Source organism: Methylocystis iwaonis (assembly GCF_027925385.1).
GTDB lineage: Bacteria > Pseudomonadota > Alphaproteobacteria > Rhizobiales > Beijerinckiaceae > Methylocystis > Methylocystis iwaonis.
This window is the reverse complement of sequence record NZ_AP027142.1, coordinates 950795-967306: the sequence shown is the minus strand read 5'-3', so window position 1 is coordinate 967306 and position 16512 is coordinate 950795. Positions and strand designations below refer to the sequence as shown.

Sequence of the window (16512 nt, the reverse complement as noted above, 5' to 3'; positions counted from 1 at the left end):
ATGGCCGGCCCTTGCGCCGGCCATTTTTTTGATGTCCATCTGAGCCACTCGAAAGCCCTCAGGCGCATCTTTCAAGAGGCGGCCAGCATGCCCCCGGCGCTATCGCCGTCAAGCAATATGCTTGCTTTATCGACGCGGCTCCTCGCCGGACACGGCCGGCGCATCGCGCTGGCGCTCAACGCATGCTTTTTCATTTTCATCGCTTATTGGCTCAGCGATAAGGTGAGTTACCGGAATGTGCTGGACCAGTTGCGGCAAACGCCGGCGCAGGCGATTCTCGTTGCAATGGCCATGAACGCGGCGGTTCTGGCGCTTTATGGATTGCGCCTCGCGGCGATATTGCAGACAAAACCGCTTCCCTGCTTTCTCATCGCGAATGTCGGCTTCACACTCAACAGCCTGATCCCGTTCCGCCTCGGGGAAGCCGCCAAGATCTATGTAGGCGGGACATATTTTGGCTTTCCGCTCGGGAGCCTCGGCGCCGCGGTCGTGATCGAAAAGCTTTATGATCTCTTGGCGGTCGCCGCTCTTGCCGTAACTGTCGCCAGCACGCATTCGCCGTTCGTCGACATCCCGCCGTCGACGCCTCTTGCACTTGCCCTGATCCTTACCCCGAGCATTTTGCTGCTCGTGCGGGTTCGACCAAAGACGGGCTTGCGACCGTCCGAATGGAAAATACTGAAAAGCGCGCGGATGGAGTCTTTCGTGCGACAGGTGGAAACGCTGCTCGCACATCAAAGCGTCCCACGAGCTGCGCTTTGCACCGCGCTGATCTGGACTATGAATGTCTGCCTGGTCCTGGTCCTCTTCAGAACGATCTTTCCCGAGATCGACTTTGGCTTGCTCTCCGCCATGACGCTGCTGGCGATCGGCGCTCTGGCGATCGCCGTTCCCGCCAGCCCCGCGGGGCTCGGCGTGTTCGAGGCGGGCATCGTCGCCTATCTGACAACGGCGCATGGGGTGTCGGCGGAAAAAGCGATCTCGGCGGCGCTGGCCTATCACTTCTCGATCACCGCGCCGCATACGGCGATCGCCTTTGCCTTTCTGGTCGCGGGATTTCCACGCTTGTTTGGCAGAGGCCAGCCGACAAAATGAGAGGCCGCCTTGGTTCAGTGTCAGTCCCGACGCTCGCAAAGCGAGCGATCGGGAATCCAGAGTAACAAACAGCGCTCTTGTGGCTCTGGATCCCCGGTCGGGCCTTCAGCCCGCCGGGAATGACAACGCCCCAATTGCAAGCTATTCAAACGGAAACCACATATCACCAATGGGCCCCGCCCTCACCGTTTCTGAATCTCGTCGAACACCCCGCCGTCCGCGAAGAACTTCTTCTGCGCCGCCGGCCAGCCGCCGAACTGCTTGTCGATGGTGACGAGGTCGATCTTGGCGAAACGCCTTAAGTCCTCTTTGGCGGCATGCTGCGGATAGGCCGGGCGATAACCGTATTTCGCAATGGTCGCCTGTGTCGCCGGCTCGAAGAGAAAGGCCAGGAAGGCTTCCGCCGGCTTGCGCGTTCCCTTGGCGTCGACATTGCCGTCGACGAGCGAGACGGCGGGCTCGGCGAGAATGGAGATCGAAGGCGTGACGATCTCGAATTTATCCGCACCGAATTCCTGCAAGGCAAGAAAAGCTTCATTCTCCCAGGCGATCAGCACATCGCCGATGCCGCGCTGGGCGAAGGTGACCGTCGAGCCGCGCGCGCCGGTGTCAAGCACGGGCGCATTGGCGTAGATCGCCTTTACGAATTCCTGCGTCTTCGCCTCGTCGCCCTTGAAGGCCTTCAGCCCATAGGCCCAGGCCGCAAGGAAATTCCAACGTGCGCCGCCGCCGGTCTTGGGATTGGGCGCGACGACGACGACGCCTGGCTTGGCGAGCCCGTCCCAATCCTTGATCCCCTTCGGGTTGCCCTTTCGCACCAGCAGAACGATGGTCGACGTATAGGGGGCGGAATTATTCGGCAGCCGCTTCTGCCAATCGGCCGGAATCTTTTTCGTTTTCGACGCGATGGCATCGATGTCATTGGCGAGCGCCAAAGTCACGACATCGGCCGGGAGCCCGTCTATCACCGAACGCGCCTGTGCGCCGGAGCCGCCGTGCGAACTCTGGAGAGAAATCTCCTCCCCGGTTTTTTTCTTCCAGTCCTCGGCAAAGGATTTGTTGACCGCCTTATACAGCTCGCGGGTGGGGTCGTAGGACACATTGAGCAGGGTCTGCCCCGCAAGAGCCGGGACCGCGAATAGACCGGCGAGAACGACGCAAGCAAGTTTCGAGAACGGAAGATGGCGCATGCCTGACTCCAGGAGAGTAATCCATTAATTCAATAGACTATGTAATCTGATAGTCAAGCGCTCTCGGGGACAGCGCGTTGCGTCCTATTTCAAACTGGCGGATAAAACCCCATTGCGGCGTCGTTTTTGGTCGAGGTGGTTTCAATGAGCGACACTATGGCGAAGGCCCCGGCAAGCCAGCGTTTCAAGCGGCTCGTCGTTTTCTGCGACGGCACCTGGAACAAGGAAGATCAGAAAAGCCGGAACGGCCAGCCCTGCCCGACCAATGTGTTGCGTCTCTTCGAATTGACGCGCATCGACGACGGAAACGGCTGCCCGCAGGTCGCTTATTATGTCCGTGGCGTCGGCACGCGCTGGGACGAGCGCATCAAGGGCGGCGGCTTTGGTTACGGCATCTCCGACAATATCAAGGACGCCTATCGTTTTCTCGTCAGCAATTATGCGCCCGGCGACGAAATCTTTCTCTTCGGCTTCAGCCGCGGCGCCTACACGGTGCGCAGTCTCGCGGGGATGATTTACAACGTCGGCATTTTGCAGCGCGAGTATCTGCATCTGGTCGACGACGCCTTCGATCATTACCGAAGCGCCGACCCGCAATGGCATCCGAGCAGCCAAGCCTCGCAGGATTTCAAAAACGCCTATACGAGTGGTGGGGAGACGATCACATTCCTCGGCGTCTGGGACACGGTGGGCGCGCTCGGCGCGCCATTCGGCGTCGTGCTGGGTTGGCTGCTGAACAAATTCTTCCCCACGCAATTTCACGACACCAAGATCAGCCCGATCATTCTCAACGCCTATCACGCGGCCTCCATCGACGAGAAGCGTTGGCCCTTCCGTCCAACGCGCATGGAGCTGACGCCCACACGCAAAGAGGAAGCCGACAATCTGCGCGCCAAGGGCGACAAATCGACCTTCAACTATGAGGAGGTCTGGTTCCCCGGCGTGCATTCCGACGTCGGCGGGGGCTATGAGGATTCGAGCCTCTCCGACTGCGGTCTGAAGTGGATGGTCGACAAGGCCAAGGCGCACGGCTTGTGCGTGCGCGATTATGGCGACGTGCCGTCACGCGCCTTCCACCCGAATCCGCAAGCCCCGCTGCATAATTCCCAAACGGTCTGGTACGAGTGGACGACGAAGCTCTATGTCTACTGGCCGAGAGCGCTGCTGAAGATCATCCGCAAGGACGACGCGCCGCAGATCGATCGCGTGCAGCCGAACGGCGACTTCATTCGCCAGATCGACCATTCTCCGGCGCTTGCGGCGGAGGTCACGGCGTTTCCGATCAAAAACGATTTCGAAATCGATCTCTCCGATTCCGTGCGGGAAAAGCTGGCGAAAGACGAAACCTACCGGCCGCTCAATCTGGCGCGCGACACGGCGCCCGCCAGCGGGCCGGCCGCCGAAGACGCAGAAGCTTAATAAGATTGGTTCACTGTCATTCCCGACGCTCGCGAAGCGAGCGATCGGGAATCCAGAGCAACACTAGCTACTATTGCTCTGGATTCCCGGTCGCGCTTCGCGCGCCGGGAATGACAGTGAGCCGACCCCTGCCCTTTTCATGCTGGAACGTCGTCTCCGTCTTCGCAGAAGACGGCCTTACGCGCGCGCCTTGCGTTTTTGCATCAGACAAGCGGTCTCGGTCCCGCGGGGACCGACCGCAATCTTCTTGGCGCAGCGCACGCCCGCCTCCTCCGTTTGCGCTTCTTGCTTTCCCGGCGAATTCTCGGAATTCGTGAAGAAGCCCAAAGCGCTCGCGAAGATCGCCGCCGTCAGGACCACGAAAAAGCGCATGTCGACGCTCCGATAGCTGTTTGCGGGCCGGCCGGCCACGCGACCCTGCGATCGTCTCAGAGGCGCACATAGGGCGCTGTGTCGGCGCGCACATTGACGAAGGACACATAGGGGCATATACATCTTTTATGACCGCGCCCGACCCCGCCGACGTCAAAGCCTGTGCGCAAAGCTGCGCCGCCGCCAATGTCCGCCGCACCAGCCGCGCCGTGACGCGGCTCTACGGTCAATTCATGGCCGAGACGGGGTTGGAGCCGACGCAATATTCCTTGCTCGTCGCCTGCTCGCTGACCGGCGGCGTCACAGTGAGCAAACTGGCGGAATTCTTCGTGATGGACCGCAGCGCGCTCGCCCGAAACCTCGCTGTTATGCAAAAGCGCGGGCTCGTGAAGGTGAGGCCCGGCGAAGACCGGCGCACGCGCAAAGTGGCGCTGACGCCCTTCGGCGAGTCGACGCTCGCCAACGCCATGCCGCATTGGCGCGAGGCGCAGGACGCCGTCGAAAAACAATTCGGCGCCGAACGGCTGCAAAAACTGCTCTCCGAGCTGCGCGAGCTGATGAAAGCGAGCGCCGAGATCGGAGAGAGGGACTGACGCGCGTCTTTTTAGCCAAAAAGGGGTATATGCCATGAATGTGCTTGCGAACGCCGTTTCACCGACGCTCGACGCCCAAGGACTACGGCAGATCGCGCTCGCCGCCGGGGCCGACGACGTCGGCTTTGTGGCGATCGACGACGCCGCCCTCGACGATCAACGCGCCGACATCCTCGCCGCATTCCCTTTCGCGCGCACGCTCATGCCTTTTGTCGTGAAAATGAATCGCGAGAATATTCGCAGCCCCGCGCGCTCGCTGGCCAACACCGAATTTCACCACACCGGCCGCGAATGCGACGGGATCGCGCACGCCATCGTCGAAACGCTCGAAACACTCGGGCGCCGCGCCGCTTATCCGCCGCTTGCCTTTCCGATGGAGGCGGAGAGATGGCCCGGGAAGATGTGGGTTATCGCGCATAAGCCCGTCGCCGTCGCAGCAGGTCTCGGACGCATGGGGATTCACCGCAACGTCATTCACCCCAGGTTCGGCAATTTCATCCTGCTCGGCACGGTCGTGACCGACCTGGACGTCGCTCATGATTGCGCGCCGATCGACTTCAATCCCTGTCTCGAATGCAAGCTCTGCGTCGCCGCCTGCCCCACCGGCGCGATCGCGCCCGACGGCCATTTCGATTTTTCCGCCTGCTACACGCATAATTATCGCGAGTTCATGGGCGGCTTCTTAGATTTCGTCGAGACGATCGCCGACGCGAAGAGCGCGCGCGCTTATCAGCAAAAATTCAACGACTCCGAAACCATCTCGATGTGGCAGAGCCTCGCCTATGGGCCGAACTATAAGGCGGCTTATTGCCTCGCCGTCTGCCCGGCGGGCGAAGACGTCATCGGCGCCTATCACGCCGACAAAAAGAAGTTCCTGCACGCCTTCCTCGATCCGCTGAAGGAGAAGGTCGAGACCATTTATGTGAGGCGCGGGTCCGACGCGGAGGATTATGTCGCGCGCCGCTTTCCGCATAAGCGGGTCAAACATGTCGGCGCCGTGCTGCGACCGACGAATGTCGACGGCTTCCTCGGCGGCATGCGCAACCTCTTTCAGCGCAACAAAGCCGAAGGGTTAGAGGCGGTCTATCACTTCATCTTCACCGGCGCGCGTCGCCGACAGGCGACCATCACCATCGCCGACAAAAAACTGCGCGTAGAAAACGGCCTGATCGGGCAACCGGACCTCGCCGTCACCGCCGACAGCGAGACCTGGATACGCTTCCTGCGCAAGGAAACGAGCCTGCCATGGGCGCTCCTGAGTCGCCGCATTAAACTACGCGGCGACCCAAGATTGCTCATGGCCTTCGGCAAGTGTTTTCCCGGCTGAGCGTTACCCCACCGCCATCCGCGCCGGCTGGCTCGAATGCGCGGCGACAATCTCGCGCGCCTGCTTGCCGACGACTTCCGCGAGATGGTCGAAGCGCGACTGGAAGAAACCGGCGCCGGCCGTCGCCGAGCGCAGCTCGACGATGAGATTGTCCATCTCCGCCTCGGGGATGAGCGCCTCCAGTCTGTCCCAGCCGGTCCAACCCTCGCGCGGGCCGAAGCCGATGATCTGCCCGCGCCGCGCCGAAACGAGCCCGGTCGCGCGCGACATGGCCTCGCTCGGCACGAAGATATCGACGGCCAGCACGGGCTCGAGCAGAATCGGCTCGGCCTTGCCCAGCGCCTCGCTCATGCCGATGCGCGCCGCCGTGCGGAAGGCCATGTCGGACGAGTCGACCGTATGGTACGAGCCATCCGTCAGCACCGCTTCGACATCGACCACCGGAAAGCCAAGCGGCCCATGGATCATCGCATCCTGGCAGCCCGCTTCGACGGAAGAGAAATATTGCCTGGGCACCGCGCCGCCGTGCACGCGCTCGGCGAAGGCGAAGCCCTCTCCACGCTCGCGCGGCGCGACTTCCAGCACGACGTCTCCGAATTGGCCGTGACCGCCCGATTGCTTTTTGTGACGCCCGCGCACCGTCACCTTGTGGCGGATCGTCTCGCGATAGGCGACGATCGGCCGCGATACCTCGACGGTGACGCCGAATCGCGATTGCAGCCGCTCGAGCGCGACGCGCAGATGCATCTCGCCCTGGCCATAGAGCTTGATCTGCGACATCTCCTGATCGTGCACGAAGATGAGCGAAGGGTCTTCCTCGACGAGTTTGGCCATCGCCGCCGCGAGGCGCATTTCGTCCTTGCGATCCTTCACCACGAGCGCCAGCGCATGCACGGGGTCTGGCGCGCGCGCGCGCGTTGCGAGACCGGCGATGTCCGCCTTTCCGTCAGCGATCACCGTGTCGCCGGTCTGCGCATGTTCGAGCCGGCCGAGCGCAACGACGTCGCCCTCTTTCGCGTCAGTCACCTTGGTGAGAGCGGCGCCCGCGAAGCGCGACATGCCGGAGACGCGATCCTCGCCTTGCGGAGAGCGAAGCGTCTGCCCGTCCGCAACATCGCCGCGCAACACGCGCGCAATCGAGAGCTTGCCGCCATGCGACGTATGCGTGGTGCGAAGGACGCGCGCCATCGGCGGGCCATTCTCCGCGACGCCGAGCCGCGCCCGCGTCTCTGCGACGCCCGGCGCCTCGTGGCGCAACGCTTTCAGCAGCCGCGTGACGCCCGCCCCGCGCTCCGCCGAACCGATGAAAACCGGAACGACGAGCCCCCCGCGCAATTCTTTCGTGAGATCGTCGAAGACCTGATCGCGCGGCGGCTCGATGTCGGAAATCAATTCCTCCATCAGCGCGTCGTCGTAATCGGCGAGGCGCTCCAGCATGGAATAGCGGGCTTCTTTTTCGAGCGCCGCCTCGCCTTGCGGAATTTCGACGACTTCGGAAGGCGCATGTTCGCGATAGACGTAAGCGCGCTCCAGAGCGAGATCAATGAAGCCGACGGCGACGCCATTGCTCCAGATCGGGATCTGCCGCAACAGCAAGGGCGCGCGCGACGCCGGCTGCAAAATAGTCAATGCGTCGCGCACGTCGATCGTCGCCGCATCGATCTTGTTGAGAAACAGCAGATGCGGAACCCCCAATTCCTCGAGCTGACGCAGCGTCAGTTGCAACGCCGCGACCTTGCGCTCATCCGCCTCGCAGACGACGATCGCGGCGTCGACGGCGGGAAGAATGTTGCGCGCCTCATGCGCGAATTCGACGGAGCCCGGCAGATCGACGAAAGTGTAGCGGTCGCCCATGTAATCGACGGCCGCGATATTGGCCTCGACGCTCATCTTGTGCTCGCGCGCTTCGGGGCTGGCGTCGCCGACGCTCGAACCGTCTGCAACCGAGCCTTGTTTTGCGATTGTCTTGTTGGACGCGAGAATGGCTTCGAGCAGCGTGGTCTTGCCACATTGGAAGGGGCCGGCCAGCGCAATCAGCCGGGAGCCCCGCGCTCTCGCTTCGTGGGAGAAGGTCTCGCCCATTCTATCCTCCCTTTTGCATCGGAGCCTTTTGGACTTGGCCCCGTTGCGGGATGGTCCCACCATGTCTCTATAAGCGCAAGTGAGATGAACGCCGCAGGCGCTTCCAACGCAAGCCAAAGCGCGTTAGAACCGCTCTAATATTGAACGCAAAAAGGAGCCTTCATGCGTCCCAGCAAGCGCGCGCCAGACGAGATGCGCCCGGTAAGCTTCGAGCGCGGCGTCACCCGCTACGCCGAAGGCTCTTGTCTCGTGAAATTCGGCAACACGCACGTCTTGTGCACCGCATCACTCGAAGACAAGCCGCCGCAATGGCTGCGCGGACAAGGCCGCGGCTGGGTGACGGCGGAATATTCCATGCTGCCGCGCGCCACGCATACGCGCACGCGCCGGGAGGCTTCCGCCGGCAAGCTGTCGGGCCGCACGCAGGAAATCCAGCGCCTGATCGGCCGCTCGCTGCGCGCCGTGACCCATCTCCCGGCGATTGGCGAACGCCAGATCATGCTCGACTGCGACGTGATCCAGGCGGACGGCGGCACGCGCACGGCCTCGATCACCGGCGCCTGGCTCGCGCTGCGCGATTGTTTCGAATGGATGCGTTCGCGCTCCATCATCAAGGAAAATCCGCTGCGCGACCATGTGGCGGCGGTCTCCTGCGGCATCTTCAACGGCGCGCCGGTCATCGATCTGGATTACGCGGAAGACTCGACCGCGCAGACCGACGCCAATTTCGTGATTACCGGCTCTGGCGGCCTCGTGGAAATTCAGGCGACGGCGGAAGTAGCGGTGTTCTCGCAAGACGAGCTTTCCGCCATGCTGGCGTTGGCGCAGAAGGGCGTCACGGAGCTGGTTGCGCTGCAAAAAGCGGCTCTGGCTTAGCCCCCTCCCCAACCCTCCCCCGCTAACGCGGGAGAGGGGGCAGATTGTGGCCTTCATCGAGAATGCTGATCGTGAGCGTCCCCTCTCCCGCCACAGCCCGTCGAGAGACGGGCGTCTTCCAGACGCCCTATGACGGGGGAGGGACAGGGAGGGGGCGCTTCCGCAAAAGAAACGCTGACGCACATGACCTACCGAAAAATCCACGGCAAGCTCGTCATCGCAACGCACAATCCCGGCAAGCTCTGGGAGCTTCAGCAGTTGCTGGCCCCGCATGGCGTCGACGCCGTTTCGGCGGGCGATCTCGGCCTTCCCGAGCCCGAGGAGACGGAGACGACCTTCCGCGGCAATGCGGCGTTGAAGGCGCGCTCCGCCGCGATGGCCTCGGGCCTGCCCGCCTTCGCGGACGACTCCGGCCTCTGCGTCGACGCGCTCGACGGCGCGCCGGGGATCTATTCCGCACGATGGGCGGGTGAGAACAGAGACTTCAAGGCGGCCTGCGAACTCGTGCGGCAAAAGCTCGAGGAGCGCGGCGCAACGCCCCCCTATCGCGCCAACTTCACCTGCGCGCTCGCACTGGTCTGGCCCGACGGACATATCGAGGAATTCGAGGGCCGCGTCGATGGCGTGCTCGTCTTTCCGCCCAAGGGCGACAAGGGCTTCGGTTATGATCCGATCTTCAAGCCCGACGAACTCGACAAGACCTTCGGCGAGATGATGTCGGCGGAGAAACACGCCCTGCCCGGCGACGGCTCGCGGGCGCTCTCGCATCGGGCGCGGGCGTTTCAGACCATGGCGAAGGCGTGTTTGGATTAGTCTTTTATTGACCGCGGCTTACCCGTCATTGCGAGCGAAGCGAAGCAATCCAGGGCCGCAAAGGCTGCGTTGGATTGCGTCGTCGCTACGCTCCTCGCAATGACGGCGTCCACGAACGCCGCGTCGCAATTACACAGGATCAAGCTTCCCGGCCGCCTTTCCCTTGGCGCGGAGCTGTGCCTTACTATCTTCCAACGGTAAAGACGCGCCGCCAAGGCGCACGACGCTGGAAACCCGAGGGAAGGCCGCCCATGACCAAGCATGAGAGTTTCGCCGCCGCAAAGCCCCCTTTCAAGGCGCGCTACGGGAATTTCATCAATGGTGAATGGGCCGACGCCAAATCCGGCCGCGTCTTCGACAATCTCTCGCCGATCACGGGCCAGAAGGTCTGTGAGATCGCCCGCTCGGACAAGGACGACATAGAGGCTGCGCTCGACGCCGCCCATGCCGCGAAAGACGCCTGGGGCAAGACCAGCGCCGCCGAGCGCGCGCGCATTCTCAATAAGATCGCCGACCGCATGGAGGAGAACCTCGCGCTCCTCGCGACCGCCGAGACCTGGGACAATGGCAAGCCGATCCGCGAGACCATGGCGGCCGACATCCCGCTTGCGGTCGATCACTTTCGCTATTTCGCCGGCGCCGTGCGCGCGCAGGAAGGCGGCATTTCCGAAATCGACCACGACACGGTGGCCTATCACTTCCACGAGCCGCTCGGCGTCGTCGGCCAGATCATCCCGTGGAATTTCCCGCTGCTGATGGCGGCGTGGAAGCTCGCGCCCGCGCTCGCCGCCGGCAATTGCGTCATCATCAAGCCGGCTGAGCAGACGCCGGCGAGCATTCTCGTCTGGGCGGAGGTCGTCGGCGATCTGCTGCCCAAGGGCGTGCTGAACATCGTCAACGGCTTTGGCCTGGAGGCCGGCAAGCCGCTCGCCTCCTCCAACCGCATCGCCAAGATCGCTTTCACCGGCGAGACCACGACCGGCCGGCTGATCATGCAATACGCCAGTCAGTCGCTGATCCCGGTGACCTTGGAGCTCGGCGGCAAATCGCCCAACGTCTTCTTCGAGGATGTCGCGCGCGAGGACGACGATTTCTTCGACAAGGCGATCGAAGGCTTCGTGATGTTCGCGCTCAATCAGGGCGAGGTCTGCACCTGCCCGAGCCGCGCGCTGGTGCACGAGAAGATTTATGACCGCTTCATGGAGCGCGCGCTCGCGCGCGTCGCCGCGATCAAGCAAGGCCATCCGCTCGACCCCGAGACGATGATCGGCGCGCAGGCCTCTTCCGAGCAGCTCGAGAAGATCCTGAGCTATATCGATATCGGCAAGCAGGAGGGCGCCAAGGTGCTCGCTGGCGGCGAGCGCAACACGCTCGAGGGCGACCTCGCCGGCGGTTACTATGTGAAGCCGACAGTGCTGCACGGCCATAACCGGATGCGCGTCTTCCAGGAGGAAATCTTCGGGCCCGTGGTGTCGGTGACGACCTTCAAGGACGACGAAGAAGCGCTGCATATCGCCAATGACACGCTCTACGGCTTGGGAGCCGGCGTATGGAGCCGCGACATCAATCGCTGCTACCGCTTCGGCCGCGCGATCCAGGCCGGCCGCGTCTGGACGAACTGCTATCACGCTTATCCCGCGCACGCGGCCTTTGGCGGCTACAAGCAGTCGGGCATCGGGCGTGAGAATCACAAGATGATGCTGGATCACTATCAGCAGACGAAGAACATGCTGGTGAGCTACAGCCCGAAGAAGCTGGGGTTCTTCTGAGGGCCCCCTCCCCAACCCTCCCCCGCTTCGCGCTATCGAATGCACACATCGTGATTGCCTCGGTCGGGTCTGTTTGATTCCGTTGGTCGCGTTTTGATTCGCGGGGTGGGGCATGGCGATTTCGTATGGACTGGGGCGGTTCGGCGACCGCCGCCTGGAAAAAGGGGGGTCTCGTTGCATCGGGGCCTCGTCGCGCGGCCGTGCGCGCGCATCCGTCGGATCGCCGGCGGGCGGCGGGCGCAGGAGGTGCGGCTCGCGCGCTTCCTGCGCAATCCTGCGGTGACCGCCGAGGAGATGGCGCGGCACGCCGCCGGGCTCACAGCGGCGCGGGCGGCGGGTCGCGACATAGTGGTGGCGCAGGACACCAGCGAGCTGGCGCTCGGCGGCAAGCGCGCGCAGGCGAACGGCTATGGGCCGGTCGGCAAGGGCGGCGGGACGCGCGGCCTTTTGCTGCACGCGGCCCTGGCGCTCGACGCCGGCACGGGCGCGCTGCTCGGCCTCGCTCATGCCGAGGTCTGGAACCGCGACACGGGGGCCAAGGTCGCGGCGCGGCGCTCGCGCGCGCTCGCGGACAAGGAATCGCAGCGCTGGCTCGATGTGGCGACGCATGCGCGCGAGGATTTCGCGGCGGCGAAGCGGATCACTGTCGTCTCGGATCGGGAGAGCGACATCTACGCGCATCTCGCGCAGCGTCCGGGCGGCGTGGAGCTGATTGTGCGCGCCTGCCAGAACCGGACGATCGCCGCAGACGGCGAGGATGCGATCGAGCTTTTGTTCCCCTTCGCCGACGGATTGGCCGAGGCGGGCCGCTTCGTCGCCGAGATCCCGGCGGCTCCGGGACGCAAGGCGCGCAAGGCGGCGCTCGCGGTCCGCGTCTCGCCGGTCACTTTGCGCAAGCCGCGCCACGGCGCGCGCGACTTGCCGGACGCGGTCGGCGTGACTTTGGTCGACGTGCGCGAGGTCGGGGCCGCCGAGGGCGTCGCGCCCATTCATTGGCGGCTTCTCACGACCCATGCGGCGACGAGCCTGGCCGAGGCGCGCCGGGTGATCGACCTCTATCGAATGCGCTGGACCATCGAGGAATTCTTCCGCACGCTGAAGACGGCGGGCTTCGAGATCGAGCAGGCCGACATCTGCGATCCGAAAGTGATGATCAAGCTGGTGGCGGCGACGGCGGTCGCCGCTGTGACGGTCATGCAACTGGTCAAGGCGCGCGACGGCGCGACCGACCAGTTGCTGACGGACGCTTTCGAGCCCGAGGACGAAGCGCTGCTCGAGGCCGTCTCGGCGAAGCTCGAGGGCGCGACGGCCCGCCAGAAGAACCCCCACCGCAAAGGCAGCCTCGCCTTCGCCGCCTGGGTCGTCGCCAGGCTCGGCGGCTGGACCGCCTATTACGGAAAGCCCGGCCCCAAAGTAATGCGCCAGGGCCTCGACGACTTTCGACGAATAAAGTTCGGAGCCGCGCTGACCTTCTACGATGTGTGAATCCGATAGCCCGCTTCGCGGGAGAGGGAGCAGAGCCCGGCCTTCATCAAGAATGCGGATCGCGAGCGTCCCCTCTCCCGCCATAGCCCGTCGAAAGACGGGCGTCTTTTAGACGCCCTATGGCGGGGGAGGGACAGGGAGGGGGTCTTTGAACTCAACGCGCGAGCCCCAAAGAGTCATCGCCACCGAAACCGCGCTCGCCCTCATCGAGCGCCTCACCCGCGCGCACGGCCCCCTCCTGTTCCACCAATCCGGCGGCTGCTGCGACGGCTCGGCGCCCATGTGCTATCCAGAGTGCGAGTTTCTCGTGGGGGACAATGACGTGAAGCTCGGCGAGATCGGCGGCGCGCCTTTCTACATCGGGCGCGGGCAATTCGATTACTGGAAACACACGCAGCTCATCATCGACGTTGTGCCGGGCCAGGGCGGCATGTTTTCTCTGGACAATGGCACAGGGGAGAGATTCCTGGCCCGTTCCAGGCTATTCTCTGACGAGGAGCTCAGCGCCCTCGCGTCGCAAGACCCAAGTCGTTACTAGCTAAGCCGTTGGTCGCTTTACGTTGGAAGGTTTCGATGAAAGCTCAAAGCCTGCTTGAGACGCCGCTAGCGGTTCCGACGCCCGGGGTAGAGACGATCCATTATTCGCTGCGAAGATGCAGCCTCGGCAAGGCGCTGATCGCCGTGAGCGAGAAAGGCGTCTGCGCCATATTGCTCGGCGACGACGCCGAAGTTCTGCAGGACGACCTTCGCAGGCGTTTCAAAAAGGCCCTGCTGATCGAGGATGCGGATGGCGATGCGCTTGTCGACGCCGCGTTGGCGATGATCGAACGGCCCAACTCCCCCGTCGCCTTTCCGATCGACGCGCGCGGCACGGAGTTCCAGCGCCGCGTCTGGGCCGCGCTGCGTGAGATCCCGCCGGGCCATACGACAAGCTATGGCGAGATCGCCCGTCGCATCGGCGCGCCGAAAGCGACGCGAGCGGTGGGAAGCGCCATTGGCGCAAATCCTGTGGCGGTCGCGGTCCCCTGCCATCGCGTGCTGCGCAGCGATGGCGCCCTTTCCGGCTATCACTGGGGAGCCGATCGCAAGCGTGTCCTGCTGGCGCGGGAGAAGGCGGTCCTGCCCCGCCATGTCGCGTGATCGGCGCGCCCTCATCCGACCCCTGCTAACGCAGGGGCCACCTTCTCCCGCGAGCGGGAGAAGGAGTTGCCTCGTTCAAAGATCATTTCCAAGGTTCCGAAACCTCGTGTTCTCTCCTTCTCCCGCTTGCGCAGGGCTGTCCGGGGAAATCATAGGGCCGCGAGCTGGAGCTGCAGACTAGAGAAGTCTCGGCCGGGCTTGGGCCTGATTGGCGGCTTGTCGATAAGCGCGATCGGCCGGCGGTCGAAGAGGAAGCGGCCGACGAGCTCGGCGAAACGCAGTGCCGCCATGTCGATCTTGTGGACGCAGGCGGCGATGCGCAGCAGGGTGAAGGCGATCATCGCGGCGAAGAGCTGCAGGCGCACGGCGTTTTCGGCCTCGCCGATGAAGCTCTTGATGTTGAGATGCTGCTTGATCCAACGGAACAGCAGCTCGATTGCCCAGCGGCCCTTGTAGAGCGCGGCGATTTCCGCGGCCGGGCGGCGCATGTCGTTGACGATGAGGACGATGCGGCCTTTGGCCTCGTCTCTTTCCACGGTGATGCGCCGCAGCGGCATGGGCAGCTTGGAATCGCCTTTGCTGGCCAGCGCCACCTCCTCGTCGGCGATCACGGCGAAGCCGTCGCCCCGCGCGCTTTCGGGGTCGAGCGGGCGGGCGGCGATCGCCCGGAAGCGGGCGTTCGCCTTCGGCCGGGTGACGAAGAAAGCGCCTTGCGCGGCGATCTCGGTCCACCAGCGATAGTCGCAATAGCCTTTGTCGAAGACATAAGCGGCGCCCGGCTCGATATCGGTTTTCTTGCCGATCTCTATGTCGTTCACATTGGCGGGCGTGACTTCCGCGCGAAGGGGCCGATTGGCGCGCGGGTCATGGACCACGTGCATTTTGAGGCCGTGAGTGCGGCCGTTGGAGCGGGCGTAATCGAGGAATTTGCTCAAAGGGATGGGCGTCGAATCGATGAGGCGGATCATGTCCGCGCCCTCCCGGCGCGTATGACGGTCGAGCGCGCCGGAGAGCATGGCGAAGAGATCGGCGAAGACGGCGACGGGCCGGCGGGCGTTGGCGTCGGAAAGGGTCGTGCGCGCGAGCCGCCGCGTCCCGAGGTGATAATGCGCGCGCGCGTCGGCGTTGAAGGCGGGAACGAGGGCGCGCAGGCTGGAGACCCCGGCAAGCTGGGCGTAGATGAGCGCGACGAGGTGATCCCAGCTCTTGAAGGATTTGTCGTAGGCGTCGCCGCCATGCCGCTCGACGATCTGCTTGAAGGCGCGCCGATCGACCGGCTTGAGCAGTTGGGCGAATACAGTAGAGTGCACGGGCATGTCCGGTCCTTTTTTCCAGTCTCGACAACCGGAAAATACCCGACAACCGTCGGGAAAACCGGGCATGCGCCCGCGACCTTTCGACTCATTCCCCGGACAGCCCTGCCGCTTGCGGGAGAAGGTGGCCCTCGCGTTAGCGAGGGTCGGATGAGGGCGCGCCGGCGTTAATTACGCGGCGGCGCCGCAGCACTTCTTATATTTCTTGCCGGAGCCGCAGGGGCACGGATCGTTGCGGCCGGGCTGCTTGCCCTTCACGATCGGCTCGTTCTTGCGGTTGGCCTCTTCCTGGAAATACCAGCGGCCGTCGACCTTCTTGAACAGCGAGCGCTCGCGATGGTCGTAGCGTTGCCCTTCGATGGTGAAGCTCGCGACGAATTCGACAAAGCCGCTGTCGTCACTCTCGCCGCCCGCTTCGGTGGAGAGCACTTCGAGGCCGAGCCATTGCGATTGCTTCGACCAATGGGTGATCGCCTTGCGGTCGAAATCGTCGCGCGTGCCGGGCGCGAGCGTCTCTTCGAGATAATCGATGTCAGCGCGCGTGAAGGCCGTGTAGCGCGAGCGCATCAGCGCTTCGGCCGTCGGCGGCGACTTGCCGTCTTCAAGATAGGGCTTGCAGCAATCGGCATAGGCGCGCTTGTCGGCGTCGGTTACGCGGCAGGGGCAGATTGCGTCGGTCATGCTGGACTTTCTGATGAGTAATCTTGCGGGCGAAGAGCTAAGGGATGGCGCGCGCTCCGTCCATCACTTTCGGCGTCAGTAGCAGAAACGAAAAGAGCGGCCCGGCATCGCCGGCGCCGCTGCTTCTTCGTCTAGCGACAGTTCGTCTTACTTCTTTTCGGCCTGGAGAATCTTGACCGCTTCGATCGCGATCGGCTCGAGGCCCGCGCCGCCATGGCTCACATGCTCGGAAATCGTCGCGCGCATATGGGGGGCCCAGAACTTGCGCAAATGCTCGGCCATGCCGGCGGCGGCGCCGATCTTCTGCGCGCCGAAGAAGGAGCCGATCTGATTGGCCATTTTCACGAGCTTCTCAAC

Annotated in this window: 16 protein-coding genes; 10 read left to right on the top strand and 6 right to left on the bottom strand. The window is 63.7% G+C overall.

Features of this window, described 5'->3' with window-relative positions; translation table 11 throughout:
* Nucleotides 1-87 precede the first annotated feature (87 nt).
* Nucleotides 88-1095, top strand: coding sequence for a lysylphosphatidylglycerol synthase transmembrane domain-containing protein (locus tag QMG84_RS04680; protein WP_281930793.1), 1008 nt, complete (start codon nt 88-90; stop codon nt 1093-1095).
* Nucleotides 1096-1277: 182 nt separating this feature from the next.
* Here the strand turns inward: QMG84_RS04680 and QMG84_RS04675 are convergent, their stop codons facing one another.
* A complete protein-coding gene (locus QMG84_RS04675) occupies nt 1278-2285 on the bottom strand; it encodes a sulfate ABC transporter substrate-binding protein (RefSeq protein WP_281930792.1) in 1008 nt (335 codons plus the stop codon).
* Nucleotides 2286-2429: 144 nt separating this feature from the next.
* On the opposite strand from QMG84_RS04675, the gene QMG84_RS04670 reads away from it, so the two are divergent.
* The gene (locus QMG84_RS04670; protein ID WP_281930790.1) at nt 2430-3704 is read left to right on the top strand and encodes a T6SS phospholipase effector Tle1-like catalytic domain-containing protein; all 1275 of its coding nucleotides are present in this window, start codon (nt 2430-2432) and stop codon (nt 3702-3704) included.
* A 177-nt stretch (nt 3705-3881) separates the two neighbouring features.
* Here QMG84_RS04670 and QMG84_RS04665 read toward each other — a convergent pair whose 3' ends face one another.
* Nucleotides 3882-4076 carry a hypothetical protein gene (locus QMG84_RS04665; RefSeq protein WP_281930789.1) on the bottom strand — a complete coding sequence of 65 codons (195 nt, stop codon included), beginning with the start codon at nt 4074-4076 and terminating at the stop codon, nt 3882-3884.
* Between the two features lie 128 nt (nt 4077-4204).
* On the opposite strand from QMG84_RS04665, the gene QMG84_RS04660 reads away from it, so the two are divergent.
* Together QMG84_RS04660 and QMG84_RS04655 are read left to right on the top strand one after the other, a co-directional pair.
* Nucleotides 4205-4669: a MarR family winged helix-turn-helix transcriptional regulator gene (locus QMG84_RS04660; RefSeq protein WP_281930787.1), complete on the top strand. Its 465-nt coding sequence runs from the start codon at nt 4205-4207 to the stop codon at nt 4667-4669.
* A 34-nt stretch (nt 4670-4703) separates the two neighbouring features.
* Entirely contained in the window at nt 4704-5996 is a 1293-nt protein-coding gene (locus tag QMG84_RS04655; protein WP_281930785.1) for an SCP2 sterol-binding domain-containing protein, read from the top strand.
* 3 nt (nt 5997-5999) lie between these two features.
* Here QMG84_RS04655 and QMG84_RS04650 read toward each other — a convergent pair whose 3' ends face one another.
* Nucleotides 6000-8078 carry an elongation factor G gene (locus QMG84_RS04650; protein ID WP_281930783.1) on the bottom strand — a complete coding sequence of 693 codons (2079 nt, stop codon included), beginning with the start codon at nt 8076-8078 and terminating at the stop codon, nt 6000-6002.
* Between the two features lie 162 nt (nt 8079-8240).
* On the opposite strand from QMG84_RS04650, the gene rph reads away from it, so the two are divergent.
* From rph to QMG84_RS04620, 6 genes are all read left to right on the top strand, one after another.
* Nucleotides 8241-8954: a ribonuclease PH gene (gene rph, locus QMG84_RS04645; protein WP_281930782.1), complete on the top strand. Its 714-nt coding sequence runs from the start codon at nt 8241-8243 to the stop codon at nt 8952-8954.
* A gap of 183 nt (nt 8955-9137) precedes the next feature.
* The gene (gene rdgB / locus QMG84_RS04640; RefSeq protein WP_281930781.1) at nt 9138-9767 is read left to right on the top strand and encodes an RdgB/HAM1 family non-canonical purine NTP pyrophosphatase; all 630 of its coding nucleotides are present in this window, start codon (nt 9138-9140) and stop codon (nt 9765-9767) included.
* Between the two features lie 251 nt (nt 9768-10018).
* Nucleotides 10019-11536, top strand: coding sequence for an aldehyde dehydrogenase (gene adh / locus QMG84_RS04635; RefSeq protein WP_281930779.1), 1518 nt, complete (start codon nt 10019-10021; stop codon nt 11534-11536).
* Between the two features lie 174 nt (nt 11537-11710).
* Nucleotides 11711-13021 carry an IS4 family transposase gene (locus QMG84_RS04630; RefSeq protein ID WP_281928760.1) on the top strand — a complete coding sequence of 437 codons (1311 nt, stop codon included), beginning with the start codon at nt 11711-11713 and terminating at the stop codon, nt 13019-13021.
* 148 nt (nt 13022-13169) lie between these two features.
* The gene (locus QMG84_RS04625) at nt 13170-13559 is read left to right on the top strand and encodes a DUF779 domain-containing protein (RefSeq protein WP_281930777.1); all 390 of its coding nucleotides are present in this window, start codon (nt 13170-13172) and stop codon (nt 13557-13559) included.
* A 35-nt stretch (nt 13560-13594) separates the two neighbouring features.
* Nucleotides 13595-14161 carry a methylated-DNA--[protein]-cysteine S-methyltransferase gene (locus tag QMG84_RS04620; protein ID WP_281930776.1) on the top strand — a complete coding sequence of 189 codons (567 nt, stop codon included), beginning with the start codon at nt 13595-13597 and terminating at the stop codon, nt 14159-14161.
* 149 nt (nt 14162-14310) lie between these two features.
* Here the strand turns inward: QMG84_RS04620 and QMG84_RS04615 are convergent, their stop codons facing one another.
* The 3 genes from QMG84_RS04615 to QMG84_RS04605 all read right to left on the bottom strand — a co-directional run bounded on the left by QMG84_RS04615 (nt 14311) and on the right by QMG84_RS04605 (nt 16494).
* Nucleotides 14311-15477, bottom strand: a complete 1167-nt coding sequence (locus QMG84_RS04615; RefSeq protein WP_281927877.1) for an IS4 family transposase — start codon at nt 15475-15477, stop codon at nt 14311-14313.
* Between the two features lie 168 nt (nt 15478-15645).
* A complete protein-coding gene (locus QMG84_RS04610; protein ID WP_281930775.1) occupies nt 15646-16155 on the bottom strand; it encodes a YchJ family protein in 510 nt (169 codons plus the stop codon).
* Nucleotides 16156-16302: 147 nt separating this feature from the next.
* A complete protein-coding gene (locus tag QMG84_RS04605) occupies nt 16303-16494 on the bottom strand; it encodes a formate dehydrogenase subunit delta (protein ID WP_330084169.1) in 192 nt (63 codons plus the stop codon).
* Nucleotides 16495-16512 lie beyond the last annotated feature (18 nt).